The organism is Azospirillum sp. TSH64, from assembly GCF_003116035.1.
GTDB lineage: Bacteria > Pseudomonadota > Alphaproteobacteria > Azospirillales > Azospirillaceae > Azospirillum.
Window position 1 is genome coordinate 2502372 of sequence record NZ_LGQW01000015.1, and the last position, 26022, is coordinate 2528393.

At 67.7% G+C, this 26022-nt stretch carries 25 protein-coding genes; 17 read left to right on the forward strand and 8 right to left on the reverse strand.

What is annotated here, in order from left to right:
* Window positions 1-63 precede the first annotated feature (63 nt).
* From TSH64_RS12810 to TSH64_RS12825, 4 genes are all read left to right on the forward strand, one after another.
* Complete coding sequence (locus TSH64_RS12810) at window positions 64-378, forward strand: hypothetical protein (protein ID WP_109445429.1); 315 nt, start codon at window positions 64-66, stop codon at window positions 376-378.
* A 69-nt stretch (window positions 379-447) separates the two neighbouring features.
* The gene (gene rfaE1 / locus TSH64_RS12815; protein WP_109445430.1) at window positions 448-1893 is read left to right on the forward strand and encodes a D-glycero-beta-D-manno-heptose-7-phosphate kinase; all 1446 of its coding nucleotides are present in this window, start codon (window positions 448-450) and stop codon (window positions 1891-1893) included.
* A gap of 215 nt (window positions 1894-2108) precedes the next feature.
* Window positions 2109-2318, forward strand: a complete 210-nt coding sequence (locus tag TSH64_RS12820; protein ID WP_109052004.1) for a cold-shock protein — start codon at window positions 2109-2111, stop codon at window positions 2316-2318.
* 208 nt (window positions 2319-2526) lie between these two features.
* The gene (locus tag TSH64_RS12825; protein WP_109445431.1) at window positions 2527-2895 is read left to right on the forward strand and encodes a DUF6481 family protein; all 369 of its coding nucleotides are present in this window, start codon (window positions 2527-2529) and stop codon (window positions 2893-2895) included.
* 157 nt (window positions 2896-3052) lie between these two features.
* Here TSH64_RS12825 and TSH64_RS12830 read toward each other — a convergent pair whose 3' ends face one another.
* Window positions 3053-3211 (reverse strand): entericidin A/B family lipoprotein, encoded by a 159-nt coding sequence (locus TSH64_RS12830; protein WP_042692070.1) that lies wholly within the window; start codon window positions 3209-3211, stop codon window positions 3053-3055.
* Window positions 3212-3385: 174 nt separating this feature from the next.
* On the opposite strand from TSH64_RS12830, the gene TSH64_RS12835 reads away from it, so the two are divergent.
* Both TSH64_RS12835 and lpdA read left to right on the forward strand, forming a co-directional pair.
* On the forward strand, window positions 3386-3973 hold the full coding sequence (locus tag TSH64_RS12835) for a Uma2 family endonuclease (protein WP_158285371.1): 588 nt from the start codon (window positions 3386-3388) through the stop codon (window positions 3971-3973).
* A gap of 160 nt (window positions 3974-4133) precedes the next feature.
* Window positions 4134-5531, forward strand: a complete 1398-nt coding sequence (gene lpdA / locus TSH64_RS12840; RefSeq protein ID WP_109445433.1) for a dihydrolipoyl dehydrogenase — start codon at window positions 4134-4136, stop codon at window positions 5529-5531.
* A gap of 102 nt (window positions 5532-5633) precedes the next feature.
* Here lpdA and TSH64_RS12845 read toward each other — a convergent pair whose 3' ends face one another.
* The 4 genes from TSH64_RS12845 to fsa all read right to left on the reverse strand — a co-directional run bounded on the left by TSH64_RS12845 (window position 5634) and on the right by fsa (window position 10483).
* Window positions 5634-7814: a methyl-accepting chemotaxis protein gene (locus tag TSH64_RS12845; protein WP_109445434.1), complete on the reverse strand. Its 2181-nt coding sequence runs from the start codon at window positions 7812-7814 to the stop codon at window positions 5634-5636.
* 310 nt (window positions 7815-8124) lie between these two features.
* Window positions 8125-9090, reverse strand: coding sequence for a tyrosine recombinase XerC (locus TSH64_RS12850; RefSeq protein ID WP_109445435.1), 966 nt, complete (start codon window positions 9088-9090; stop codon window positions 8125-8127).
* Window positions 9087-9809 carry a DUF484 family protein gene (locus TSH64_RS12855; protein WP_109445436.1) on the reverse strand — a complete coding sequence of 241 codons (723 nt, stop codon included), beginning with the start codon at window positions 9807-9809 and terminating at the stop codon, window positions 9087-9089. The genes TSH64_RS12850 and TSH64_RS12855 overlap by 4 nt, the downstream gene beginning before the upstream one ends.
* 17 nt (window positions 9810-9826) lie before the next feature.
* A complete protein-coding gene (gene fsa, locus TSH64_RS12860) occupies window positions 9827-10483 on the reverse strand; it encodes a fructose-6-phosphate aldolase (protein WP_063635338.1) in 657 nt (218 codons plus the stop codon).
* Between the two features lie 105 nt (window positions 10484-10588).
* On the opposite strand from fsa, the gene TSH64_RS12865 reads away from it, so the two are divergent.
* Window positions 10589-12895, forward strand: a complete 2307-nt coding sequence (locus tag TSH64_RS12865) for a primosomal protein N' (protein ID WP_247872913.1) — start codon at window positions 10589-10591, stop codon at window positions 12893-12895.
* A gap of 201 nt (window positions 12896-13096) precedes the next feature.
* Window positions 13097-13612 carry a cache domain-containing protein gene (locus TSH64_RS12870; RefSeq protein ID WP_109445437.1) on the forward strand — a complete coding sequence of 172 codons (516 nt, stop codon included), beginning with the start codon at window positions 13097-13099 and terminating at the stop codon, window positions 13610-13612.
* Between the two features lie 92 nt (window positions 13613-13704).
* Here TSH64_RS12870 and TSH64_RS12875 read toward each other — a convergent pair whose 3' ends face one another.
* On the reverse strand, window positions 13705-14100 hold the full coding sequence (locus tag TSH64_RS12875) for a hypothetical protein (RefSeq protein WP_109445438.1): 396 nt from the start codon (window positions 14098-14100) through the stop codon (window positions 13705-13707).
* Window positions 14101-14483: 383 nt separating this feature from the next.
* On the opposite strand from TSH64_RS12875, the gene TSH64_RS12880 reads away from it, so the two are divergent.
* The 9 genes from TSH64_RS12880 (at window position 14484) to gstA (ending at window position 23556) form a co-directional block, all read left to right on the forward strand.
* Entirely contained in the window at window positions 14484-15053 is a 570-nt protein-coding gene (locus TSH64_RS12880; RefSeq protein WP_098739058.1) for a F0F1 ATP synthase subunit delta, read from the forward strand.
* On the forward strand, window positions 15053-16582 hold the full coding sequence (gene atpA / locus TSH64_RS12885; RefSeq protein ID WP_098739059.1) for a F0F1 ATP synthase subunit alpha: 1530 nt from the start codon (window positions 15053-15055) through the stop codon (window positions 16580-16582). Before TSH64_RS12880 ends, atpA begins: the two co-directional genes overlap by 1 nt.
* An 87-nt stretch (window positions 16583-16669) precedes the next feature.
* Window positions 16670-17554 carry a F0F1 ATP synthase subunit gamma gene (locus tag TSH64_RS12890; RefSeq protein WP_109048035.1) on the forward strand — a complete coding sequence of 295 codons (885 nt, stop codon included), beginning with the start codon at window positions 16670-16672 and terminating at the stop codon, window positions 17552-17554.
* An 86-nt stretch (window positions 17555-17640) separates the two neighbouring features.
* On the forward strand, window positions 17641-19062 hold the full coding sequence (gene atpD, locus TSH64_RS12895; RefSeq protein WP_109445439.1) for a F0F1 ATP synthase subunit beta: 1422 nt from the start codon (window positions 17641-17643) through the stop codon (window positions 19060-19062).
* A 133-nt stretch (window positions 19063-19195) separates the two neighbouring features.
* Window positions 19196-19612: a F0F1 ATP synthase subunit epsilon gene (locus TSH64_RS12900; RefSeq protein WP_109048033.1), complete on the forward strand. Its 417-nt coding sequence runs from the start codon at window positions 19196-19198 to the stop codon at window positions 19610-19612.
* Between the two features lie 256 nt (window positions 19613-19868).
* Entirely contained in the window at window positions 19869-20693 is an 825-nt protein-coding gene (locus tag TSH64_RS12905; RefSeq protein WP_109445440.1) for an acyl-ACP desaturase, read from the forward strand.
* Between the two features lie 370 nt (window positions 20694-21063).
* The gene (locus TSH64_RS12910) at window positions 21064-21378 is read left to right on the forward strand and encodes a hypothetical protein (protein WP_109445441.1); all 315 of its coding nucleotides are present in this window, start codon (window positions 21064-21066) and stop codon (window positions 21376-21378) included.
* A 14-nt stretch (window positions 21379-21392) separates the two neighbouring features.
* A complete protein-coding gene (locus TSH64_RS12915) occupies window positions 21393-22844 on the forward strand; it encodes a methyl-accepting chemotaxis protein (protein WP_109445442.1) in 1452 nt (483 codons plus the stop codon).
* Between the two features lie 97 nt (window positions 22845-22941).
* A complete protein-coding gene (gene gstA / locus TSH64_RS12920) occupies window positions 22942-23556 on the forward strand; it encodes a glutathione transferase GstA (protein WP_109445443.1) in 615 nt (204 codons plus the stop codon).
* Window positions 23557-23642: 86 nt separating this feature from the next.
* Here the strand turns inward: gstA and TSH64_RS12925 are convergent, their stop codons facing one another.
* The gene (locus TSH64_RS12925; protein ID WP_109445444.1) at window positions 23643-25130 is read right to left on the reverse strand and encodes a DEAD/DEAH box helicase; all 1488 of its coding nucleotides are present in this window, start codon (window positions 25128-25130) and stop codon (window positions 23643-23645) included.
* 318 nt (window positions 25131-25448) lie between these two features.
* On the reverse strand, window positions 25449-25997 hold the full coding sequence (locus tag TSH64_RS12930) for a superoxide dismutase family protein (RefSeq protein ID WP_109445445.1): 549 nt from the start codon (window positions 25995-25997) through the stop codon (window positions 25449-25451).
* Between the last annotated feature and the right edge of the window lie 25 nt (window positions 25998-26022).

Below are 26022 nucleotides of genomic sequence, written 5' to 3' on the forward strand. Positions count from 1 at the left end.
TTCTACACTAAGCGGCCGTCAGCGGCCCGGATGTCGGAAGGCGGCATGACCGGAGGATGTGCGATGCGGAATTTCCTGAAATACGAGGCGGTCACCACCATGGAACGCAATGCGGCACTGACCGCGGTCGCCGATGCGCTGGGGGCGGCCGGGGGCTGGATCGTCGACCACACGCTGTTCTCCGACATCATGGCGACCATCCGCTTCGCGCTGCCGGGCGACCGGACCGGGATCTTCGAGGCAGCACTGGCCGATGCCGGCCTGACCGTCGAGCCGGCGGCGGGGACTGCCGGTGCGGAGGAGGTGAACGGAGCGATCAGCCTGACCTTTGCCCGCGGATCCGGCGATCTGCGCCGGGACGTTCCCGCTTTTTCCTGATGCCTTCATTCCGGCCGGCGCAAACTTGTCCTCTGGCGTTACCGCTTTGGCATTGGTAAGACAGGCGCCATGAGCGACCTTGCCCGTCACATCGACACCCTGTCGCGCGCCAACGTGCTGTGCCTTGGCGACGTGATGCTTGACCGTTTCGTCTATGGTTCGGTGGACCGGGTGTCGCCGGAGGCACCGATTCCCGTCCTGCGCGTGGACCGCGAAGTGCCCAAGCTGGGCGGCGCCGGCAATGTCGCGGCCAATCTGGTGGCGCTGGAGGCGGACTGCCGCTTCGTCTCGGTGGTCGGGCGCGACGGCGTCGGCACCGATCTGCTGGCCCTGCTGCGGCGCGAGGGCGTCAGCGACGGCGCCATCGTGATGGAGGACGGGCGCCAGACCACGGTGAAGACCCGCTTCATCGCCGGCCAGCAGCAGCTTCTGCGCACCGACATCGAGACGGTGGTGCCGATCACCGTGACCGACCGCGTGCTGGAGCGTGTGCGCGGCCTGCTGCCCGAGGTGGGCGGCGTCATCCTGTCCGACTATGGCAAGGGCGTGCTGACCGACGAGCTGGTGGTGGCGGTGATCGCCGCCGCGCGGCAGGCCGGGCGCACCGTGGTGGTCGATCCGAAGGGGCGCGACTACCGGCGCTATCGCGGGGCCGACATCGTCACGCCGAACCGCAAGGAGCTGATGGAGGCCACCGGCCTGCCGGCGCGAACCGACGAGGAGGTGATCGCCGCCGCCCGCCACCTGATCGCCACCTGCGGCATCGGCGCCGTCGTCGCCACCCGCAGCGAGCAGGGCATGTCGGTGGTGACAGCCGAGGATGCGGTGCACCTGCCGGCCGAGGCGCGCGAGGTGTTCGACGTATCGGGCGCCGGCGATACGGTGGTGGCGACGCTGACCGCCGCGCTGTCGGTGGGGATCGATCTGGTCGATTCGGCGCGGCTTGCCAATCTGGCGGCCGGCATCGTGGTGGGCAAGGTCGGCACGGCGGTGGTCCGCTCGGCCGAACTGCTGTCCGGCCTGCACGAGCAGCAGTGGCGCCATGGCGAGGAGAAGGTGCTGACCCGCGACGCCGCGGCGGAACGGGCGGAGCGCTGGCGGCTGCGCGGCAAGCGGGTGGGCTTCACCAACGGCTGCTTCGACCTGCTGCATCCCGGCCATATCGCGCTGCTGAAGCAGGCCCGCGCCGCCTGCGACGTGCTGGTGGTCGGGCTGAACAGCGATGCGTCGGTGAAGCGGCTGAAGGGCGAAAGCCGGCCGGTCCAGAACGAGACGGCGCGCGCCACGGTCCTGGCGTCGCTGGGCTGCGTCGATCTGGTGGTGATCTTCGGCGAGGACACGCCGGAGACGCTGATTCACGCCCTGCGTCCCGACGTGCTGGTCAAGGGGGCCGACTACACCATCGCGACGGTGGTGGGGGCGGATTTCGTCCAGAGCTATGGCGGAAAAGTAGTGCTGGCCGATCTGGTCCAGGGACAGAGCACGACAAACACCATCAAGCGTATGAAGGGGTGAGACGATACGGCGGGCTGCGTCCGCCGGGATCGCATGTCGGCCCATCGCGATTGTCACTTGCAACCGCTCGGCCCATGCCCCAGTTAAGGCAGGTCGACGTTGCTCTGGGCTTTGTTATTCCGATCCGTCCTGCGGATTTGGGTCTCTTCCCCGAAGTGAAATTGATGCGCCTGCGCAACTTCGCGCGGGGGCAACGCCAGGAAGGGAACTGACCCATGGCTATCGGTACCGTCAAGTTTTTCAATTCGACCAAGGGCTTTGGCTTCATTCAGCCGGAAGACGGCACGGCCGACGTGTTCGTCCACATCTCCGCTGTCGAGCGCGCCGGCATCAGCAACCTCGGTGAAGGCCAGAAGCTGTCCTTCGACGCGATCCGCGATCCGCGCCGCGGCAAGGTTGCGGCCGAGAACCTGCGCGCGCTCTGAGCGCAGCAGGGTCGAAGAGAAAGGGCGGCTCCGGCCGCCCTTTTTTTGTACTGGAAATCGGGAGCGCCGCAGCCGGGACCGCTCGTCCCTGGCGCCGCATCTCTGCCTTTGGCGGTCCTGCCAATCGCATCTTTCGGCGGTTCGGCCCGATATCAGACTTGCTTGATGGTCTGCCTGTGGGCGTGACCAATTTCAGAAATGGATGGATATGAACGGTTTCAAGAATGCAGGGCTTTCGGAGCGTCTGAGCGCAGCCGCCGGCGCGAAGAAGGCACTGCTGGAAAAGTTCAAGGCGCAGCCCGGTGTGAACGATCCGATCTTCGCGGAGCGTGAAGAGGCCCGGCGGGCCGTCCGCATCGCCCGTGAGGCCCGCGAGGCCGAGCGCAATGCCGCGCGCGATGCCCGCAAGGCCGCCGAGCAGGAAGCGTTGAAGGCGGAACAGGCCGAGCAGGCTGCCCGCGAAGCGCTGGCGGTTCAGGGGCTTGCCGAGCAGGCCAAGCGCCAGGTGGCGACCGCAGCGGAGGCGAAAGCCGCCCGCGATGCCCGCTATGCCGCGCGCAAGGCCAGGAACCGCTGACGCGGATCGCGGGAGCCCGGCAACCGGTCCGACCCGCGGCACCGACCCTCTGACACAGCAATGGCCTCCCATGCGGTTCGGATCGAACGCATGGGAGGCCATTGCTTTTTTGGGGTCGGCTCCGGGGGAGGTTCCCGGAGCCGCGAAACCCTCGGGATTACATCTTCTTCTGGACGTTGTCGGCACCGCGCTCGATGGCGCGACCGCCGGCCTGCACGTCCTGGCCGGCGCCCTCGACGGTGTTGCAGGCGGCCAGCGTGGTGCCCAGCAGGGTGCCCAGGACGGCGAGCAGGGCGAACTTCTTGATGGTGGTCATGGCGGTGGTCTCCGTTGCGGTGGCGCTGTGATGCCGTTTGAACGCAAGCGGGGCCGTAAAGGTTTCCGGAATCGGAAGGGGAGGGGACTTGCGCAAAAGGGGTGCCCTTCGCTTCCATGCCGCAATGGACTACATTGGCACTGTTCCCGAACGCCATTCGGATCGGAGACCGCCATGCCGCTCGCCCGCCGCTTCACCCCGCTGACGACCGTCGAGGAATTCCTGGCGATGGAGTTCCGGGACGACGCCCGGTATGAACTCGTCGATGGCGGGATCGTCGCTCAGGGCCATCCCAGCCGGGCGCATAGCACCCTGCAAGGCGCGCTGACACGCCGGATCGGCAATTCATTGGAAGACCGCAACCGTCGCACCGGCCAATCCTGTGTCGTTTTGCCGGAAGCCGGCGTCCGTCCGCATTTCGACCCGACGCACAATTACCGGGTCGCCGACCTCGCGGTGACCTGCGAACCCTTCGACCCGGAAATCCCCTACACCACCGCACCGGTGCTGCTGGTGAAGATCCTGTCGCCGACGGAGGAGAAGGCGCAGCGGGCCAAGCTGCACGCCTATGCCGCCATGCCGTCGGTGCGCGAGATCCTGTTCCTCGATTCGCGGGCCGTCCGGGCGGAACTGCACCGCCGCGATTCGGACGATCTCTGGCCCGCGGCACCCGAGGTGCTGGAGGAGGAGGGGCGGCTGGTGCTGGAGACCGCCGGTCTCGACATGCCGCTGGCGGAGCTTTACCGCGACCTCGGCTTCTGACCTCCCACCATCGGGCAACCCTGCCTCCAGAGACGAAGTGTCCCGTTGCCACGGGGCGTGAGCGCGGGCATAAATCGCCCCGCGGATGATCCCGCGCGCCCTCCCCGCTGGATGGGACGGCTTTTGGCAACGAGCAAGAATGGCGAAAGGAAAGCCTCTCATGGCTGAAAGCACTTTTGACGTCGTTGTGATCGGCGGCGGCCCCGGCGGGTATGTCTGCGCGATCCGCGCGGCGCAGCTCGGCTTCAAGGTCGCCTGCGTCGAGAAGCGGGGGACGCTGGGCGGCACCTGCCTGAATGTCGGCTGCATCCCGTCCAAGGCTCTGCTGGCGGCGTCGGAGAAGTTCGAGGAAGCGGCCCACGGCCTCGCCAAGTTCGGCATCAAGGTCGGCGGCGTCGAACTCGACCTGCCGGGCATGCAGGCCCACAAGGACAAGGTCGTCAAGGACAACGTCACCGGCATCGAGTTCCTGTTCAAGAAGAACAAGATCGCCTGGCTGAAGGGTGCCGGCAAGATCACCGCCGCCAACACCGTCGAGGTCGAGGGCGTCGGCGCCATCACCGCGTCGAAGGCGATCGTCATCGCCACCGGGTCCGACGTGACCCCGCTGCCGGGCATCGCCATCGACGAGAAGCGCGTGGTGTCCTCCACCGGCGCCCTGTCGCTGCCGGAGGTGCCGAAGCATCTGGTCGTCATCGGCGGCGGCGTGATCGGTCTGGAGCTGGGCTCGGTATGGGGCCGGCTGGGCGCCAAGGTGACGGTGGTCGAGTATCTCGACCGCGTGCTGCCGACCATGGACAACGAGCTGTCCAAGCAGGCCCAGCGCATCTTCGCCAAGCAGGGCATGGACTTCAAGCTGAGCACCAAGGTGACCGGCGCGTCCGTGACCGAGACCGGCGTGAGCCTGACGGTCGAGCCCGCCGCCGGCGGTGCCGCGCAGACCATCGAGGCCGACACCGTCCTGGTCGCCATCGGCCGCCGCCCCTACACCGAGGGCCTCGGCCTGGAGGCGGTGGGCGTCGAGCTGGACCGCGGCCGCGTCAAGATCGACCACCACTTCCAGACCAACGTGCCGGGCATCTACGCCATCGGTGATGTGGTCGAAGGCCCGATGCTGGCCCACAAGGCCGAGGAGGAGGGCGTCGCGCTCGCCGAGCAGCTGGCCGGCCAGAAGAGCCACGTCAACCACGACCTGGTTCCCGGCGTCGTCTACACCTGGCCGGAAGTCGCCGCCGTCGGCAAGACCGAGGAGCAGCTGAAGGCCGCGGGCGTCGCCTACAAGGCCGGCAAGTTCCCGTTCACCGCCAACGGCCGCGCGCGTGCCGGCGGCAACACCGACGGCTTCGTGAAGATCCTGTCGGATGCCGCCACCGACAAGGTGCTGGGCGTCCACATGATCGGCCCGAACGTGTCGGAGATGATCGGCGAGCTGGTGCTGGCCATGGAGTTCAGCGCGTCGGCCGAAGACGTCGCCCGCACCTGCCACGCCCACCCGACCTTGTCGGAAGCGGTCAAGGAAGCGGCGCTGGCGGTGGACGGGCGTCCGCTGCACATCTGATCCCTGAACAGCCGATCTGCGGGCTGCAAGGTTCGTAACGATGAAAGGCTCCTTCACCGGCCGGTGGAGGAGCCTTTCGTATTTTCGCGATCGATCAGCCCGTCACGCCGCGCGGATCGTCGACAGGAAGCCGTTCACCGCGCTGCGCAGGCGGCCGGCATCGTTGGCGAGCTGGCCGGAAACCGACAGGACGTTCTCGGCGGAGTGGCCGGCCTCGACGGCGGCGCTGCGGACATCGGCGATGGTCTTGGTCACCTCCTGGGTGCCGCTGGCCGCCTGTTGGACATTGCGGGCGATCTCGGCGGTGGCGGAGCCCTGTTCCTCCACCGCGGCGGCGATGGCGGTGGAGATCTCGTCGATCTGGGCGATGATGCCGCCGATGCCCTTGATGGCGCCGGCGGTCTCGCCGGTGACCCGCTGCATGCCGGTGACGTGGCCGGCGATCTCCTCCGTCGCCTTGGCGGTCTGGCTTGCGAGGCTCTTCACCTCCTGGGCGACCACGGCGAAGCCCTTGCCGGCCTCTCCGGCGCGGGCGGCCTCGATGGTGGCGTTCAGCGCCAGCAGATTGGTCTGGCTGGCGATGTCCTGGATCAGCTGCACCACGGTGCCGATCTTCTCCGCCGCCTCCGTCAGGCTCAGGACCTGGCCGTTGGCCTGCTGGGCGGCCTCGACCGCCTCGCGGGCGATCTGGGCGGAACGGTTGACGCGCTCGCCGATCTCCTGGATCGAGGCCGACAGCTCCTCGGTCGCGCTGGCAACGGTCTGAACGTTGCTGCTGGCATCCTGGGAGGCGGTGGCGACCACGCCGGCCTGCTGGCTGGTCTGGGTCGCGGTGGCGGTCATCGTCTGGGCGGTGCCGGTCATCGACTGGGCGGCGCGGTCGACGCCGTCCACCACGTTCATCACCTGGGCTTCCAGAGTGTCGGCCAGCTGCAGCATGGCCTTGCGGCGCTCGGCGTCGGCCTTGGCCTGATCCTCCGCCCGCTGGTCGATCATCCGCTTCAGCTCGGCCATCATCTTGCGCAGGGCCTCGGCCAGCGCGCCGACCTCGTCGGATTGCCGGATGTCCAGCGTCTGGTCGAAGCGGCCGGCGGCGATGCCCTCGGCGAAGGCGACGCTGGCGCGGATCGGCCGGGCGACGCCGCCGGCGACCACCCACATCACCGCGACGGCACCGAGCGCGACCAGGGCGCCGACGGAGACCTGCCAGAGGATGTTGGAATTGGCCCGCTCCCCCAACTCCATGGACAGCGCCATGCCGTCGGCCAGCACGATGTCCTTCGGCACCTGGACCAGAACGGCCCACGGCTTCTCGGTGTTGCCGAGCGTGATGGGAGCGAAGCTGCGCAGCATGTTGGTGGAGGCTTCGATGTCGACATGCGGCTTGCCCGCCTGGACGCTCGCCAGATCGGCCTGCCAGGAGACGTCGAAGGTGGAGATCGACTGGCCGATCAGGTCGGGCCGGGCACTGTGGGCGACGATCAGACCCATGTTGCTGATGATGACCACTTGGCTGCGGCCGTTGAAAACCGCGGCGCTGACCTTGGTCGACAGCTGCTGGACGAAGTCGAGGTTGAAGTCGGCGCCGGCCACGCCGCGGAACTTGCCGCCGATGACCACCGGAACCGATAGGGTCGCCAGGAACACCTGCTTGCCCTGCACGATGTAGGGCAAGGGGTCGAGCACGCTTTCCCGCCCGGTCTCCTGCGGGCCGATGTACCAGCCGCCCTTCATCACGCCGTTGGGATGACGGTCGCGGCTGTCGTACTCGACCAGCGGCTGCATGGCGATGCGGCCGTTCTGGTCGCGGTTCCAGTAGGGGATGAAGCGGCCGGTGGCGTCGGTGCCGGTCTCGCGGCGGCCCCGGAACTCCTCGTCCCGGCCATCGAGCGCGTCGGGCTCCCAGGCCGAATAGGTGCCGTTGAACAGCGGGTTGCGCTTCAGCACCGACAGCAGCACGCCGTTGAAGGCTTCGCGCCGCCGGTCCGGCGGGACATGGCCGGGCGCCCCGTCGTCGGCGAGGCTGGAGAAGCCGGTCGCCATCGTCCGCGCGGCATTCAGCGCGGTGTCGAACTCCGACCGCAGCAAGCCGGCCTGGGTCGCTGCGAGATTCTGCAGGGACTCCGTCGTCTTGCTTTCGAGGATCCGTTCGACGTTCCCGGTGACGAACTCATTGCTTGAGCGGGTCGACAGTACGGCGAAGCCGACCAGCACGGCGACGGTGCCTGCCAGGCAGAAGCCCGACAGCATCGCAATCTTGGATTGGATGGATTTCGTCTGCATAAAGTCTTTCCCCCCGGCTTCTCCGCATGGATAGAGGGGACTGTCGATCTTCAAAATTAACGACAGATTAATGAGAGTTAGGTGGTAAAATCTCTTCTTAAGGACTTAAGTATTAAGTCCGAGTTGTTCTATCAGATAATTTAAAGAAATTGGCGAAGGAGGTTTAAGAGCTTTGAGGGGCAATTTTATGCCAATCAATGGATCTTGTTGTGAGCTTCGGGATTCAGCCATCTGACCCACCGCATGTGACGCGGCCATGGGGGCAGAAATGAATACCCCAATATGCGCAGACGCTTAGTGGCGGAGAGCGTCAGACCTTGCGCGCCCGCGGATGGGCATTGCGGTATACGTTCATCAACTGCTCGTTCTCGACATCCGTATAGCGCTGGGTCGTGGAGAGCGACGCGTGGCCGAGCAGATCCTGGATGGCGCGCAGGTCGCCGCCGTCCGCCAAAAGGTGTGTCGCGAAACTATGCCGCAGGGCGTGCGGGGTGGCGCTGTCCGGCATGCCCATCAGGGCGCGCAGCTTCTGCATCTGGTGCTGGGCGACGCTGGCGTTCAGCCGGCCGCCGCGGGTGCCGACGAACAGCGGGCCGTCGGGCGCGAGCGTAAAGGGGCAGGACTCGATGTAGGCGCGCACCGCCTCCGTCACCGCCGGCAGGACCGGGATCATGCGGTCCTTGCGCCCCTTGCCGGTGACGCGCAGCGTGTCGCCCAACGGGGCGTCCTTGCGCGCCAGTCCCAGCGCTTCGGAAATGCGCAGGCCGCAGCCGTAGAGCAGGGTGAACAGGGCGCGGTCGCGCTTGCCGATCCAGGGCTCCTCGCGGTCGCGCTCGGCCTCCTCCAGCAGGCGGTCGGCGTCGATCTCGGTCAGCGGACGCGGGGCCGGGCGCTTGACCTTCGGGGTCGCCAGCGTGGCGACGGCGGGGTTGTGCAGACGCCCACTGCGGTCGAGCCAGCGGAACAGGTTGCGCACCGCCGCCAGCTTGCGTGCCCGGCTGGCCCCGACCAGCCCGTCCATCGCCAGCCTGGACATCCAGGCGCGGAAATCCGCCGCCTTCAGGTCGCCCAGGTCGTTCAGTGAGGGCGGCGAGCCGCCGCGGAATTCGGTAAGGAAGCGCAGGAACTCGCCCACATCGGCGGTGTAGGCCGACAGGGTGTGGCGGGAGACCGCCTTCTCGCTCTCCATCCAGCGCCGCCAATGGGCGAGCACATCCTGGACGTCGGGCTTGGCGGAGAACCCCAAGCTTGGAACGCCGGGCACAGGTTCGGTCACGCCGGCAGCTCCAGCCAGCCGCGGATCACCCGCTCGATCACGCGGGCGAGGAAGCCCACCAGTTCGGTGCCCTGGCCGTTGTGGAAGGTGTCGGGCTCGCGGCTGCCGAAGGCGAGCAGCCCGTCCGGCGTCTCGCTGGAGACCTGGATGCGGATCAGCGCCTCCGACCGGACGAGGCCGGCGCCGGGGCCGTAGATCTCGGGATCGCCCTGGATGTCGGTGTTCAGCACCACGTCGGCGCGGCCCAACCGGTCGGCGATGGCGCCCGGCTCCACCACCCGCACGCCGGAGCGGTGGACATGGGGGATGTCGGTGCCGTTGGATTCGATGACCAGACAGGCGACGTCGAGGTCGAGCAGGACCGCGAGGTCGGTGGTGATGGTCTGGATCAGCTGTTCGAAGCTCTGGGCGTCGAGCAGGAACAGCACCGCGGCATGGATGCGGTTCTGGCTGTTCAGGTTGGCCCGGCTGGTGCCGATCAGCTCGCGCTGTTGGTCCTTGAGGGTGCGGACCTCGGCGCGCAGCCGGTCGACCATGAAGGCCTGGAGGTCCACCACCCCACGCCCGCGGTCGAGCGACGGCGGGGTCAGGTGGTGGACCAGATCGGCGTTCTGGGCCAGGAAGTCCGGGTGCTTCCGCAGGTAGGCGCGGACATCCTCCGAAGAGAGCGTCGACGCCTGATGCGGCGGGTGGCCCGGTTCGCGGCCCCTGTCGGCCATGATCGCTCCGGCCCGCCTTACAGGATCGACTGGCCGGTCTTCTTCCAGTCCTCGACGAACTGGGAGAGACCCTTGTCGGTCAGCGGGTGGTTGAACAGCTGCTTCAGCACCGACGCCGGCGCGGTCACGACATGGGCGCCCAGGCGGGCGGCCTTGACGATGTGCATCGGGTTGCGGATCGAGGCGACCAGCACCTCGGTCTTGAAGGCGTCGTAATTGTTATAGATCTCACAGATGTCCTTGATGATGCCCATGCCGTCCTGGCCGATGTCGTCCAGGCGGCCGACGAAGGGCGACACGAAGCTGGCGCCGGCCTTGGCCGCCAGGATCGCCTGGGCGGGGGAGAAGCACAGCGTGACGTTGACCATCGTCCCTTCGGACGAGATGATCTTGCAGACCTTCAGGCCGGCCGGGGTCAGCGGCACCTTCACCGCGACGCGGTGGGAGATCTTGGCGATCTTGTGGGCTTCGGCGAGCATGGTCTCGAAGTCGGTGGACGCCACCTCGGCGCTGACCGGACCGTTGACGACGTCGCAAATCTCGGCCACGAGGTCGAGGAATTGACGGCCGGACTTGGCGATCAGGGAGGGGTTGGTGGTAACACCGTCCAGCAGACCGGTATCGGCCAGATCGCGGATCTCGGCGATGTCGGCGGTGTCGACGAAGAACTTCATGACGAAGGGTCCATGCTTGCTGATGTTGACCGGAACCGGCCGCGCCGGAAAGCTGACCGACGCGCCGTCCCGCCCGGTGCCCGGGACATGAGGCCACTCTAGCCGATGCGTTCGATTTCCGCCAGTTCCGCCCCGGGCTTTCAGGGGGATCTTCTTGGGGACGCGCCCGAAACGGGGCAGCCCGAAGGCGATTCCGCAGCAAATTCCGCAGATTTCCCGGCGAAGCCGCAGCAGCGCGGGCCGGACCGCCGCGTCGCCGTGCTGCTGCCGCTGCCCTTGCGCGAGGCCTACGACTACCGCGTGCCCGACGGACTGGAGCTGGTTCCCGGCGATTTCGTCGAGGTGCCGCTGGGGCCGCGCCGGCTGATCGGCGTCGTCTGGGGGCCCGGTGCCGGGACGGTGGATTCCGGCCGGCTGAAGGCGGTGGTGCGCCGGTTCGACGTGCCGCCGATGACCGAGGTCGGCCGCCGCTTCGTCGAATGGGTCGCCGCCTACACCATGACGCCGCCGGGCTTCGTCCTGCGCATGGCGGTCAGCGTGCCGTCGGCGCTGGAGCCGCCCAAGCCGATGCTGGCCTATCTGCGCAAGCCGGATGCGGAACCGCCGCCCGGCTTCAAGATGACCGACCCGCGCAAGCGCATCCTGGCCCTGCTGGCGGATGGCCCGCCCCGCACCCCGGCGGAACTGGCGGAGGAGGCCGGCTGCGGCGTGACGGTGGTGCGCGGGCTGGCCGAGGCCGGGCTGCTCGACCCGGTCATGCTGCAACCGACGCGGCTCGGCCGGCCGGACTGGCGCCGGCCCGGACCGACCCTGTCGGCGAACCAGCAGGGGGCGGCCGACGATCTGCGCGAGCGGGTGACCTCGGGATGCTATTCCACCGTCCTGCTCGACGGCGTCACCGGATCGGGCAAGACGGAGGTCTATTACGAGGCGATCTCCGCGGCGCTGGAACAGGGCAAGCAGGCGCTGGTGCTGCTGCCGGAGATCGCGCTGTCGGCGCAATGGCTCGACCGCTTCGCCCGCCGCTTCGGCGCACCGCCGGCGGAGTGGCATTCGGAACTGACCGGGGCGCAGCGCCGCGACACCTGGCGCGCGGTGTCGAAGGGCGAGGTGCCGGTGGTGGTGGGCGCCCGCTCGGCGCTGTTCCTGCCCTATCCCGATCTCGGCGTCATCGTCGTCGACGAGGAGCACGACTCCGCCTACAAGCAGGAGGAGGGGGCGATCTACCATGCCCGCGACATGGCGGTGGCGCGGGCGCATCTCGGCGGGTTGCCGATCGTGCTGGTGTCGGCCACGCCGTCGCTGGAGACCAAGGTCAACGCCGACAGCCACCGCTATGCCCGGATCGAACTGCCGTCCCGCCATGGCGGCGCCGTGCTGCCCGACGTGGAACTGGTCGATCTGCGGCGCGACCGCCCGCCCGCCCGGCACTGGCTGGCGCCCAGCCTGCGCAAGGCGCTGACCGACACGCTGGCCGGCGGCGAACAGGCGATGCTGTTCCTGAACCGCCGCGGCTATGCCCCGCTGACCCTGTGCCGCGCCTGCGGCCACCGCATGCAATGCCCGAACTGCACGGCCTGGCTGGTCGAGCACCGGCTCGCCCGCAAGCTGCAATGCCACCATTGCGGTTTGCAGCAGCCCTTGCCCCATGCCTGCCCGGACTGCGGCGAGGAAGGGACGATGGCCGCCTGCGGTCCCGGCGTGGAGCGCATCGCCGAGGAGGTGGCGGAGCTGTTCCCCGACGCCCGTGCCGCCATCATGGCGTCCGACACCCTGCACGGCCCGCGCGCCATCCAGGAGATGGTCGAGAGCATCGGCCGGCATGAGCTGGACATCATCATCGGCACCCAGGTGATGGCGAAGGGCCACCATTTCCCGATGCTGACGCTGGTCGGGGTGGTCGATGCCGACCTGGGGCTGAACGGCGGCGACCTGCGGGCGGCGGAGCGCACCTACCAGCTGCTGCATCAGGTGGCGGGACGTGCCGGGCGCGGCGAGCGGCCGGGCCGGGTGATGCTGCAGACCTTCATGCCCGAGCATCCGGTGATGCAGGCGCTGGCCGCCGGCGACCGCGACGGCTTCTATCAGCTGGAGGCGGAGATGCGGCTGGAGGCCGGCATGCCGCCCTTCGGCCGGCTGGCGGCGCTGATCGTGTCGGGCGAGGACCCGACTCTGGTGGAGCGGGTGGCGATGGCGCTGGGCCGCGCAGCGCCGCGCAGCGACACCGTCCATATATTGGGGCCGGCCCCGGCGCCGCTGGCCCTGCTGCGCGGGCGGCACCGCCGCCGCCTGCTGATGAAGGCGCCGCGCAGCACCCAGGTGCAGCCGCTGATCGCCGAGTGGCTGGACAGGGTGGAGATCCCGCCGGCCATCCGCGTGCAGATCGATGTCGATCCCTACAGCTTCCTTTAGCCGCGGTTAAGGCGACCGGACCATGCTGCGGCGAATTGACACGATGCGGTCCCGCGGACGGCCCGGCATGGCACCTGTGACGTTTGGTCCATTGCACAGCGCGGGGCATGGTATTACCACGGCAGGGATGGTTCCGAATCGAAACATCCCTGCCGGGATGAAACCCGCGGAGCCGAACGTCACAGGGACAGGTTCGGGCTGATGGTCGGCATGCTCTCCAAGCTTCGTCTGCGCGTTCAGCGGCAAACCCTGCTGACCGTGCTGCCGGTTCTTCTGCTGCTGGTGGTCATCGCGTTCGCCGCCGGCGCTCCGGCCCGCACCCGCGGCACCGACGCCGAGGCGCTGACGATGATCGACCGTGCCCAGCAGCTGCTGGAGCGGATCGGTCCGGACGCGGCGGCCGAAGCGTTTGCCGGCCATGATAGCGCTTTCACCGACCGTGACCTCTACCCGATGCTGCTGGACGACAAGGGCGTGATGGTCGCCCATGGCTGGACCGCGACGCTGAACGGGTCGAACCTGAACGAGTTGCACGACATCGAGGGCAAGCCCTTCATCCGCGAGGCACTGGACGGGGTGGCGCGCGACGGGCGGACCGACGTCACCTATCGATGGATCGATCCGCTGACGGGGCAGGTCGCGCGCAAGACGATGCACGCCCGCCGTCTGGTGCTGAACGGCAAGCCCTACATGCTGGCGGTCGGCGTCTATCGCTGAAGTCTTTGTGAAACCGGTGCGGCGGGTTGCCGCACGTCACTTTTTTACATGGTGAAATTTCGGGATGGCCGCCGCTCCCGGCCTGAAGCGGATCAGAAAATCCGCGGGCGGCGCGGGCGCCAGATCGACAGGCAGTCCGCGGCGCTGTCGGCGGCGCCGATGCCGTACCAGCCCGACCGGTCATGGAAGGACAGATTGTAGCGGCCCTTGGCGTCGCGCTCGAAGCGGAAGACGGGGCGGTCGACCTCCGGCAGCAGCACCAGAAGCCGGTCATGATCGCGTCCCGACTCGCGCAGCACACCGGCCCAATGGCCGTCGCGGATCTTCGGTTCGGCCACGGCGGCGAAGGCGTCCATATCGTCAGGGGTGAAGCGGGCGCGGCAGAACTGGATGATTTTCGCCCCGCGCTCTTCCCCGCGGGAGCCGGCGCCGGCGGCGGTGTCCGCGTCGGCAGTCGCAACAATGTCGGTCGTCGGCTGGATGGTCATCGCGGATAAGGTCCCTGGTCGCCTGGAGCGGCTGCGGCGGGGCAAAATGACGGGAAACCAAGGTCGGATCGCCCACCCGCGCGGTTCCGGCCGACCGTGGATCAGATTGGTTAACCTTGAATTAAACAGGCAATAGGGCCACATCGAAGTCACAGCCGGTATGACCAGTCGAGCTCGACTCGAGTCCTCGGCGAACGCAGTTGCGACCAATGATTCCGCAGTTGCTCAAAACGCCGCAGCCAAATTGTCCAGACCCCGTTGCGTGGGCGCGATTCCTGTGATATTGGACCGCTCGCTTTCGCGGCCGGGGTGTTTGTGCCTCGGGTTGACACCCTATAAGGCCGCCGAATTCACCGTCTACCGAACTCAATTCGAGGGATCAGGTGGCATCCGAAGGAACAGGCGTATCCGAACTCGCCGCGCGTTACTCCATCGCGCTGTTCGAGCTTGCGGACGAAAACCAGGCGTTGGACACGGTCGCGAGCGATCTGACCACGCTGAAGCAGATCCTGGCCGAGAGCGCTGACCTCCGTCGCCTCGTCCGCAGCCCCGTCATCAGCCGCGCCGATCAGGGCAAGGCCATGGCCGCTGTCCTGGACAGCGCCGGCGTGTCCGATCTGACCAAGCGCTTCATCGGGCTGGTGGCGGCCAACCGCCGCCTGTTCTCGATCGACGGCATGATCGAAGGCTTCCTGGCCGAACTGGCCCGGCGCCGCGGCGAGGTCACGGCGCAGGTCACCTCGGCCCAGCCGCTGAGCGATGCCCAGCGCAACGCCGTCATCGACGCGCTCAAGGCGTCCATCGGTTCCAAGGTGCTGGTGAACACCTCCGTCGATCCGGAGTTGATCGGCGGCATGATCGTTAAGTTCGGCTCGCGCATGGTCGATACCTCGGTGCGAACGAAGCTGAACAAATTGCAACTCGCCATGAAGGCCTCAGGGGGATCAGTCTGATGGATATCCGCGCCGCAGAAATCTCTGCGATCCTCAAGCAGCAGATCGCGAATTTCGGGACCGAGGCGGATGTCGCCGAGGTTGGTCAGGTCCTGTCGGTGGGTGACGGCGTCGCCCGCGTGCACGGCCTGGACAACGTCCGCGCCGGCGAAATGGTCGAGTTCCCGGGTGGCCTGCAGGGCATGGCGCTGAACCTCGAGACCGACAATGTCGGTATCGTGATCTTCGGCGACGACCGCGGCATCAAGGAAGGCGACACCGTCAAGCGCACCGGCACCATCGTCGACGTTCCGGTCGGCCGTGGCCTGCTGGGCCGCGTCGTGGACGGCCTGGGCAACCCGATCGACGGCAAGGGCCCGCTGGTCGACGTCACCCGCACCCGCGTGGAAGTGAAGGCCCCCGGCATCATCCCGCGCAAGTCGGTGCACGAGCCGATGCAGACCGGCCTGAAGGCCGTCGACAGCCTGGTTCCGATCGGGCGCGGCCAGCGCGAGCTGATCATCGGTGACCGTCAGACCGGCAAGACCGCCGTCGTCATCGACACCTTCCTGAACCAGAAGCCGATCAACCAGGGCGACGACGAGAGCAAGAAGCTCTACTGCATCTACGTCGCCGTCGGCCAGAAGCGCTCCACCGTCGCCCAGATCGTCAAGACCCTGGAAGACGCCGGCGCCATGGAATACTCCATCGTCGTCGCCGCCACCGCGTCGGAGCCGGCTCCGCTGCAGTTCCTGGCGCCGTACACCGGCTGCACGATGGGCGAGTATTTCCGCGACAACGGCATGCACGCCCTGATCGTGTACGACGATCTGTCCAAGCAGGCCGTCGCCTACCGCCAGATGTCGCTGCTGCTCCGCCGTCCGCCGGGCCGCGAAGCCTATCCGGGCGACGTGTTCTACCTCCACAGCCGCCTGCTGGAGCGCGCCGCCAAGATGGGCGACGCCCATGGCAACGGCTCGCTGACCGCCCTGCCGGTCATCGAAACCCAGGCCGGCGACGTGTCCGCCTACATTCCGACCAACGTGATTTCGATCACCGACGGTCAGATCTTCCTGGAAACCGGCCTGTTCTACAAGGGCATCCGCCCCGCCATCAACGTCGGTCTGTCGGTGAGCCGCGTCGGCTCCGCCGCCCAGATCAAGGCGATGAAGCAGGTCGCCGGCACCATCAAGATGGAACTCGCGCAGTACCGCGAGATGGCCGCCTTCGCCCAGTTCGCCTCGGACCTCGACGCCTCGACCCAGCGCCTGCTGGCCCGTGGCGCCCGTCTGACCGAGCTGCTGAAGCAGGGCCAGTTCCAGCCGCTGCCGGTTGAAGAGCAGGTCGTGTCGATCTTCGCCGGCGTGAAGGGCTACCTGGACGCCATCAAGGTCGAGGACGTCAACCGCTTCGAGGCCAAGTTCCTGTCGGAAATCCGCGCCAAGGGCGCCGATATCCTGGCGGCGATCCGCACCGACAAGCAGATCACCTCGGCGACCGAAGAGAAGCTGAAGGCTTTCCTCGACGGCTTCGCCAAGGTCTTCGCCTGACCGACCGCGCGCGGGGGCGGGAAACCGCCCCCCACCGTCTTGAAGAGACGGTCACGGAACGACCTCGAGCGGAATTGAAGGGCCGGCATGCCTAACCTCAAGGACCTAAAGAACCGGATCGCGAGCGTCCAGTCGACGCGCAAGATCACCTCGGCCATGAAGATGGTTGCGGCTTCCAAGCTGCGCCGCGCCCAGGAGCAGGCGGAAGCCAGCGGTCCCTACGCGGAGCGTATGGGCCGGATGCTGTCGTCCCTGGCCGCCAACGTGCAGGACAGCGGCAACGGGCCGAAGCTGATGACCGGGACGGGCGCCGACAAGGTGCATCTGCTGGTCGTCATCAGCTCAGACCGTGGTCTGTGCGGCGCCTTCAACGGCTCCATCGTCCGCGAGGCCAAGCGCCAGATCACGCGCCTGCAGGGCGAGGGCAAGACCGTCAAGGTGCTGACCGTCGGCCGCAAGGGCCGCGACCAGCTGCGCCGCGAGTTCGCCTCGCTGATCGTCGAGAGCTACGAGGATGTCGGCCGCCGCCGGCTCGGCTTCAGCGACGCCGACATGGTGGCGACGAAGGTGCTGGCGATGTTCGACGCCGGCGAGTTCGACGTCTGCTCGGTCGTCTTCAACAAGTTCAAGTCGGCGATCTCCCAGATCGTCACGGTTCAGCAGCTCATTCCGTTCGCCGTCCCCGGCGAGGCGGTCGCGGCCACCGACGAGGTGAAGCCGCTCTATGAGTTCGAGCCGGACGAGGAGCAGATCCTCGCCGAACTGCTGCCGCGCAACCTGTCCATCCAGATCTACCGCGCCCTCCTGGAGAGCGCCGCGTCCGAGCAGGGCGCCCGGATGACCGCGATGGACAACGCGACGCGCAACGCCGGCGACATGATCAACAAGCTGACGATCACCTACAATCGGACGCGCCAGGCCTACATCACCAAGGAGCTGATCGAGATCATCTCCGGTGCCGAAGCCCTGTAACGGCAGCATCCGACACGTAGGGCCAAGCCCATTTGCGCCGGCGACGGCATACCGACACTTACCGAGTTCCTAGGGAGCTTTACTCCATGGCCACCACCAATTCTGTCGGCAAGATCACGCAGGTCACGGGCGCCGTCGTGGACGTGCAGTTCAACGGCGACCTGCCGGCGATCCTGAACGCCCTGCACACCCAGAACGACGGCAAGACCCTCGTTCTGGAAGTGGCGCAGCACTTGGGTGAGAGCACGGTCCGCACCATCGCCATGGACAGCACCGACGGTCTGGTGCGCGGCGCCGAGGTGACCGACACCGGCGCTCCCATCGCCGTGCCGGTCGGCCCGGAGACGCTGGGCCGCATCATCAACGTCATCGGCGAGCCGATCGACGAGCGCGGTGCGGTCAACGCCGCCCGCTCGCTGCCGATCCACCGTCAGGCCCCGGACTTCGTCGACCAGTCGACGGACGCCGAAGTGCTGATCACCGGCATCAAGGTCATCGACCTGCTGGCTCCCTACGCCAAGGGCGGCAAGATCGGCCTGTTCGGCGGCGCCGGCGTCGGCAAGACCGTGACGATCATGGAGCTGATCAACAACGTCGCCAAGGCGCACGGCGGTGTGTCGGTGTTCGCCGGCGTGGGTGAGCGTACCCGCGAGGGCAACGACCTCTACCACGAGATGATCGAGTCGGGCGTCATCAAGCTCGACGGCCCGGGCTCCAAGGTGGCCCTGGTGTACGGCCAGATGAACGAGCCGCCGGGTGCCCGCGCCCGCGTCGCGCTGAGCGGCCTGACGCTCGCGGAGTACTTCCGCGACGAGGAAGGCCAGGACGTGCTGTTCTTCGTGGACAACATCTTCCGCTTCACGCAGGCCGGTTCGGAAGTGTCGGCTCTGCTGGGCCGCATCCCGTCGGCGGTGGGCTACCAGCCGACGCTGGGCACCGACATGGGCGCCCTGCAGGAGCGCATCACCTCGACCAAGAAGGGCTCGATCACCTCGGTGCAGGCCATTTACGTGCCCGCCGACGATCTGACCGACCCGGCCCCGGCCGCCTCCTTCGCCCACCTGGACGCCACCACGGTGCTGTCGCGCTCGATCGCCGAAATGGCCATCTTCCCGGCCGTGGACCCGCTCGACTCGACCAGCCGCATCCTCGACCCGCGCGTCGTCGGTGAGGAGCACTACGGCGTCGCCCGTTCGGTGCAGAAGGTTCTGCAGACCTACAAGTCGCTGCAGGACATCATCGCCATCCTGGGCATGGACGAGCTGTCGGAAGAGGACAAGCTGGTCGTGGCCCGCGCCCGCAAGATCCAGCGCTTCCTGTCGCAGCCGTTCCACGTCGCCGAGGTGTTCACCGGCACCCCGGGCGTGCTGGTCCCGCTCGAGGAGACCATCAAGGGCTTCAAGGGCATCGTGAACGGCGACTACGATCACCTGCCGGAGGCCGCCTTCTACATGGTCGGCACCATCGACGAGGCGATCGCCAAGGCCAAGAAGCTGGCCGCCGCCTGATCCCCACAAGGGATCGCGGCATTCCGGCCCGGCTCGATCATTCTTGAGGAAGCCGGACGGAAATCGACATCAGCACACCCCCTCCCCCCGTCAGTGGGGGAGGGGGTTCCTATGAAGAGGCACCAGGAAACCCATGGCCGATAAAGTCGAATTCGAGCTGGTCTCGCCGGAAAAGCTGCTGAAGTCGCAGCCCGTGGACATGGTCGTGGTGCCGGGTTCGGAAGGCGATTTCGGCGTGCTCGCCGGTCATTCGCCGATGATCTCGACCGTGCGTCCGGGTGTCATCGACGTCTATGAAGGCGACCGCATCGTCGACCGCGTCTTCGTCGCCGGCGGCTTCGCCGAGGTCACCGAGGCCCGCTGCACCGTCCTGGCCGAGGAAGCGGTTGCGCTGACCGACCTGGACCGCGCCGCGGTCGAGAAGCAGATCAAGGACCTGTCCGAGGATCTGGACGACAGCAAGTCCGACGCCGAGCGGGCCGCCGCGGAGTCCAAGCTGGCCGTCGCGCGTGCCAAGCTGGACGCGCTGAGCCAGGGCTCCGCTCACTGAGCGGCAGCGGCCGTCGGCCCGGCATGCCTGGCAAACGGCGTATATCTCTTCGGTCGAACGGGCGGCTTGGGTCTCCAGGCCGCCCGTTTGCGTTGCGACTCGGTTGCATCGCGGTGAAGACCGACTACATTCCAAGGCCTGAACCGTGAACCCTGCCGCACCCGATGGGCAGGCGGGGACACGGGCACCAGAGAACCCTTTCCCGATATGACCCGGCCGCGGAGATGCGGCCCAAAACGAGGCGGTAGAGCGGAACATGGCGCGTGCGCATTGGCGGATCGACGAGCTTCCCTGGGACCGCTTCGATGCTGGGAAGATCGACCCCGATCTGGTTCCCCTGATCAAGGCGGCGGCCCTGGTGGAATTCAACGCCGACGACTACACCGCCTATCTGTGCAACGTCTTCAACGACGATCCGGAATTTCAGGAGACCGCCCGCGGCTGGGCGGTGGAGGAGGTCCAGCATGGCGAGGCGCTTGGGCGCTGGGCCGAGCTGGTCGACCCGACCTTCGACTTCCGGGCGGCGGTCGAGCGCTTTCGCGCCGGCTATCGCGTGCCGATCGACCTCGACGCCTCGGTCCGCGGCTCGCGTACCGGCGAGATGATCGCCCGCTGCATGGTGGAGACCGGCACCAGCTCCTACTACGCCGCCATCGGCGATTCGACCGACGAGCCGGTGCTGAAGGAGATCTGCCGCAACATCGCCGCCGACGAACTGCGCCACTACAAGATCTTCTACACCTACGCCAAGAAGTATCTGGACCGCGAAGGGCTGAACAAGGTCCAGCGGCTGAAGGTGGCGCTGTCGCGCATCGGTGAGTCGGAGGACGACGAGCTGGCCTATGCCTATTACGCGGCCAACGCGCCGGCCGACGCCGTCTACGAGCACAAGCTCTACAACGCCGCCTACAAGCGCCGGGCGTTCGGCCGCTATCGCCGCAAGCATGTCGACCGCGCCATCGCCATGCTGTTCAAGGCCTGCGGGTTGAAGCCGCACACCCGGCTTTGCAGCATGGCCTCGCGCGGGGCCTGGTGGTTCATCGACCGCCAGGCACGGAAGCTGGCGGCGCAGGCCGTCTGATGCTGTCCGAACAGCCGGGTGGCCCCCCGGCTGTGGTTCTTTGCCGGGAGGATGGTACTTTCTGTCGCTTTCCCGGTAGACACAATAAGGAACCAACTGCGGCTGCGACAGAATATCACCCGGTTCAGGTGATGGTGATGTGAGAAGGCCGAAGACATTCAGCTGATGTCTTCTGGTTGGGTCGATATGCTCGATTGAGCATTCCGGCTGCATGAAGTGGATTTTGTTGCCGTCATAGGCTTTGTCCACTTGTCGTATCCAACTTACTGCTGATCTCCTTTTAGGCGGACTCCGAGATCCAGGCGCGCGGGCTTTGCGTAACGGTGGCTATGAGCTTGTCCGTTCGCATGCCGATGGGTGGTTGCCGCCGATGATCCGTTTCCACGTTCCAGCCTTCCTCCTGCTTTTGGCGGGTGCAGCCGCTCTGCCGGTGGCCGCGTCCGGTGCCGGGGATCCGGCAGAACCGGTCGCCGCAGTGTTCGCGCCCGGTACGACGCTTGCCGAAGCGATGGACCATGTGCTGGCGGCCGGTGGTGTTCCGCTGCGTGGCGGCCCCTTCGCAAACATCGTCGTCGCGAGGTCGGCCGATCCGGACTTCGCCGTCTCCCTGCATCTGCATGGCGCTTGGCTGCTGCTCGATCCGATTCTCGCTGGATGCGCGGACCTGCGCCGTCTGCCGTCATGACCCTGAGGTCTTCCATGAACAATCTCGACCAACTGCGCTCCGCCAGTGAGCGGGCGATGCTCGCCTATCTGTGGAGCTATGTGCCGATCCTGGCCGCATTCTCCTGGTCGATGGGCCGCGGCTGGGTCGTTCCGGTGCTGGCGCTGTTGGTCGCGGCCGCCGCCACGCTCGGCCGGTTCTCCGGCAACGGCGCCTCGCGACGCAGCCTGTCGGCAGTCGCGCTGATGCTGCAGAGCGCCCTGGTCGTCGCGGTGGGGCAGGGCCAGCCCTGGCAGGTCGATCTGCATTTCCTGTTCTTCGCCAATCTGGCGGCGCTGATCGCCTTCATCGACGTCGGCGCGCTGGTGATGGCGACGCTGGCCGTCGCCGCGCATCATCTGGTCCTGAACTTCGCCCTGCCCTATGCCCTGCTGCCGGAGGGCGGGAACCTGTTGCGGGTGCTCTACCACGCGGTCGCGGTGCTGATCGAGGTGGCGGTCCTGGTCACTGTCGCCTGGAAAGGGCAGGGGCTGCTGAACAGGCTGGAGGCGACGCTGGACACCGCCGAGGAGGCCCGCCGCCGCGCCGAACTGCTGGCTGCCGAACAGCGGGCGTCGGAAGACCGGGCAGGCGATGAGCGCCGGCGCGCCCTGAGCGAGGTGGCCGGCAAGCTCCAGGCGGTGATCGGCGCCTCTGCGGGACAGATCCTCACGGCATCCGATGCACTGAGCGGCGATTCCCAGGCCGTCGCCTCCACCATCGGCAGCACGCGTGTCCAGCTGGCGGACGCCCTGCGCTCCATCGGCGGGGCGGTGGAGCGGGTGCATGACATGACACTGGCGGCGGATCAGCTTGCCGGATCGACCGGCATCATCCGCGGGCAGCTCGACCGCGCCACCGGCATCGTCTCCGCCGCCAGCCGGCAGGCGGAGGCGACGCGGACCATCGTGTCGTTGCTGGAAAACACCGCCGCCCAGGTGGAGGACATCACCCGGCTGATCGGTGACATCGCCGGCCAGACCAATCTGCTGGCGCTGAACGCCACCATCGAAGCGGCGCGGGCGGGGGAAGCCGGCAAGGGCTTCGCCGTCGTGGCGGGGGAGGTCAAGCAGTTGGCGAGCCAGACCGCGCGGGCGACCGACGACATCGCCCGGCAGGTGGCGGACATCCAGGCGTCGTCCAGGCGAACCGCCCGGGCTATCGGGGAGATCGTCGACACCATCGGCAGCATGAACGAGGTGACGCTCGGCATCGCCGGCGCCGTCGAGCAGCAGGGCATCGCCGCCCAATCGATCATCGGCCAGATCCAGACCTCGGCGCAGGAAGCCCGCGGTCTGGCGGCCACGGTCGAGGGGGTGCGCGCGGTGGCCGACGGCTCCGGCTCCGCGGCCGAGGCGATGGAGCGGCGCCTCGATGTGGTGCGCCGCAGTGCAGCCCAGCTTCAGAGCGAGGTGGCATCGCTTGCCACTTCGATCCGGGCGGCGTGAAAGAGCCGGAACCGGTTGGGACGGGGCTGGCGGCCGCTGGTGGACTGCGCTACGCCTTTCGTTCCAACCATCACCACTCAAACGGGGTTCCGGAGACATGAAGCTCTATTACAAGCCGGGTGCCTGCTCGCTGTCGCCGCACATCGTCCTGTGCGAGGCCGGGCTGCCCTTCGAGCTGGTCAAGGTCGATCTCGTGACCAAGACGCTGGCCGACGGCAGCGATTTCCGCGCGGTGAACCCGAAGGGGCAGGTGCCGACCCTGGCGCTCGATGAGGGCGGCATCCTGACCGAGGGTGCGGTGATCGTGCAGTACATCGCCGACAAGGCGCCGGCCAGCGGCCTGATCCCCGCGGTCGGCACGATGGAGCGCTACCGCGTGCAGGAACTGCTGAACTTCATCGGGTCGGAACTGCACAAGGGCGTCGTCCCGCTGTTCCCGATGTTGAACGACGTGGTGTCCGACACCCATCGCCAATTCGCCACCAAGGTCCTGAGCGGCAAGCTGGCGGTGCTGGACCAGCAGCTTGCGGGCAAAGCCTACCTGACCGGCGACAGCTTTACCGTTGCCGACGCCTATGCCTACACGGTGCTGAGCTGGCTGCCGCGCATCAAGTTCGACCTGTCGCCCTTCCCGAACCTGACGGCCTTCGCCGAACGCGTCGCCGCCCGTCCGGCGGTGCAGGCGGCACACGCCGCCGAAGCCCAGGGCTGAGCGCCGGCCGGTCTTGATGAGGACCGGATAGAAAAAGGCCCCGTCTCGGCGAGAGACGGGGCCTTTTCCTTGATGACGATCCGCGGTCAGGCGGCGTTGGGCTTGCGCCGCATCGGGGTGTTGCCGCCGGGAGTGCCGGCCGCGCGCGGCGCCTGCTTGCCGCTGCCGTTGCCATGGCTGTTGCCATGCGACACGGCGTGCGGGGCCGGGCGGCGGTCGTGGCGGTTCTGGTCGTTGCGGGCGGCGTCCGGACGCGGGGCGCCGGCCGGCTTTCCGGCCTTCTGCGGCGCCTTGGCGGGCTGCTGGACAGCCTTGGGTGCCGCCTTCGGCGCGGCGGGACGGGCCTGCTGCTGGTTGCGGTTGTTCTGGTTGCGGTTGCTGCCCGGCGCCTTGGGGCGGGGCGGCGGCTTGGACGAGGCGTGGATCTGCGCCACCTCCACCGCATGGTAGGGATGGGTGGTGTCGGCCGGGATCGGCTGGCGGATCGTCTTCTCGATGTCCTTCAGATAGCCGACCTCTTCATGGTCGCAGAAGGACACCGCACTGCCGTCGGTGCCGGCGCGCGCGGTCCGGCCGATGCGGTGGACGTAGCTTTCCGGCTCGTTCGGCAGGTCGAAGTTGATGACGTGGCTGATGCCGTCGATGTCGATGCCGCGTGCGGCGATGTCGGTCGCCACCAGCGCCCGCAGCTCGCCGTTGCGGAAGCTCTCCAGCGCGCGGACGCGGGCCGACTGCGACTTGTCGCCATGGATGGCGTCGGCGGTGATGCCGGCCTTCTTCAGGTGGTCGGCGATGCGGTCGGCGCCATGCTTGGTGCGGGCGAAGACGATGGTGCGGGCCATCGCCGAATCCTCCAGCAGGTCGGCCAGCAGGCGGCGCTTGTCGGCACGGTCGACGAACAGGACGCGCTGGTTGATGCGCTCCACCGTGGTCGACTGCGGCGTCACCTCGATGCGCTCGGCATCGGTCAGGATGCTGTTGGCGAGATCCACCACCGCGTCGGGCATGGTGGCGGAGAACAGCAGGGTCTGCCGGTCCTTCGGCAGCACCGCGACCACCTTCCGCACGTCGCGGATGAAGCCCATGTCGAGCATGCGGTCGGCCTCGTCGAGGACGAAGAACTCGATGGTGCCGAGGTTGACGTGGTTCTGCGCCATCAGGTCGAGCAGGCGGCCGGGGGTGGCGATCAGCACCTCGACGCCGCGGGCGATGGCGGAGACCTGCGGGCTCTGGCCGACGCCGCCATGGATGACGGTGCGGCGGATCGGCAGATGGCGGCCGTAGGTGGTGAAGCTGTCGCCGATCTGCAGCGCCAGTTCGCGCGTCGGGGTCAGGATCAGCACGCGGGGCGACTTGGCGGCCACGCGCTTCTTGTTCTGGAACAGCCGCTGCAGGATCGGCAGCGTGAAGGCGGCGGTCTTGCCGGTGCCGGTCTGGGCGAGGCCGAGCACGTCGCGGCCGGCCAGCAGCAGCGGGATGGCGCCGGCCTGGATCGGCGTGGCCGTGGAGTAGCCTTCCTCGGCGACGGCGCGCAGAAGAGGCTCGATCAGGCCGAGGCCGGAAAATTCGGTCATGGAAGTGATGGTCCTGGTCACCAGAATGGGGGCCGCGCCAGGAGGGAGCGGCCGGGCTTGCGCGCTCCGCGGCGGGTTGGCGCGGAGCCGTCGGGCGGCGGGCGATTAGGCGCGCGCAAGTCCTGCGCGGCGCCGGGCGCCGTCCGACCCCGGACAGATAGGGCCGATGGCTTGATTTGGCAAGCAAACTCGGCGCGCGGCAGGGGTGCGCCGTGCCGGTTCGCCCGGACAAGCGGAGGCTTGGCGGCAGGAAAGGGGCGCGGACCGGCTCCGCTCTCTTGCGGCATACGGTCGCGCCCCGTGGCTTCGCGCGGAGGCTTACGGCTTCTTGATCACGCCGCAGGCGATGCGGTCGCCGGAATTGCCGGCCGGTTGGCTGAGGTAATCGTCGGGCTGGGCATGAACGACGATCGAGGTGCCGCCCTGCTTGAACAGGCCGTCGGCGCCGTCGGTCAGGGTGACCATGTGGGTGATCGCCTCGAACCCGGCCTTGCCGGCCTCGTTGGCCCAGATGTTGGGCAGCTCGCCGTAATGCATGTGCTCGGCCTCCAGCCCGTGCTTGGCGCCCTGGGCGGCGAAATGGCCGCCGGCCGCCTTGAAATCGGGGGTGCAGGCACCGTTTTCGTGGATGTGGATGCCGTGCCAGCCCGGCGGCAGCCCTTCCAACTGGCCATGCACCAGGATGCCGTGCGGGAATTTGGTGAAGGTGACGGTGCCCAGCGGCTTGCCCTGCGCGTCGGCGACGGCGGCCTGGGCGGCGGGAGCAGGGGCGGCGGCGGTGGCGGATTGCTGGGCGAGCGCCGTAGCGGCGGCCAGCGACAGGCCGGCGAACAGCAGGGCCGGGGTCAGGGACAGGGTGCGGGGCATTCTGGTGGGTCCTCCGTCTTGAGTG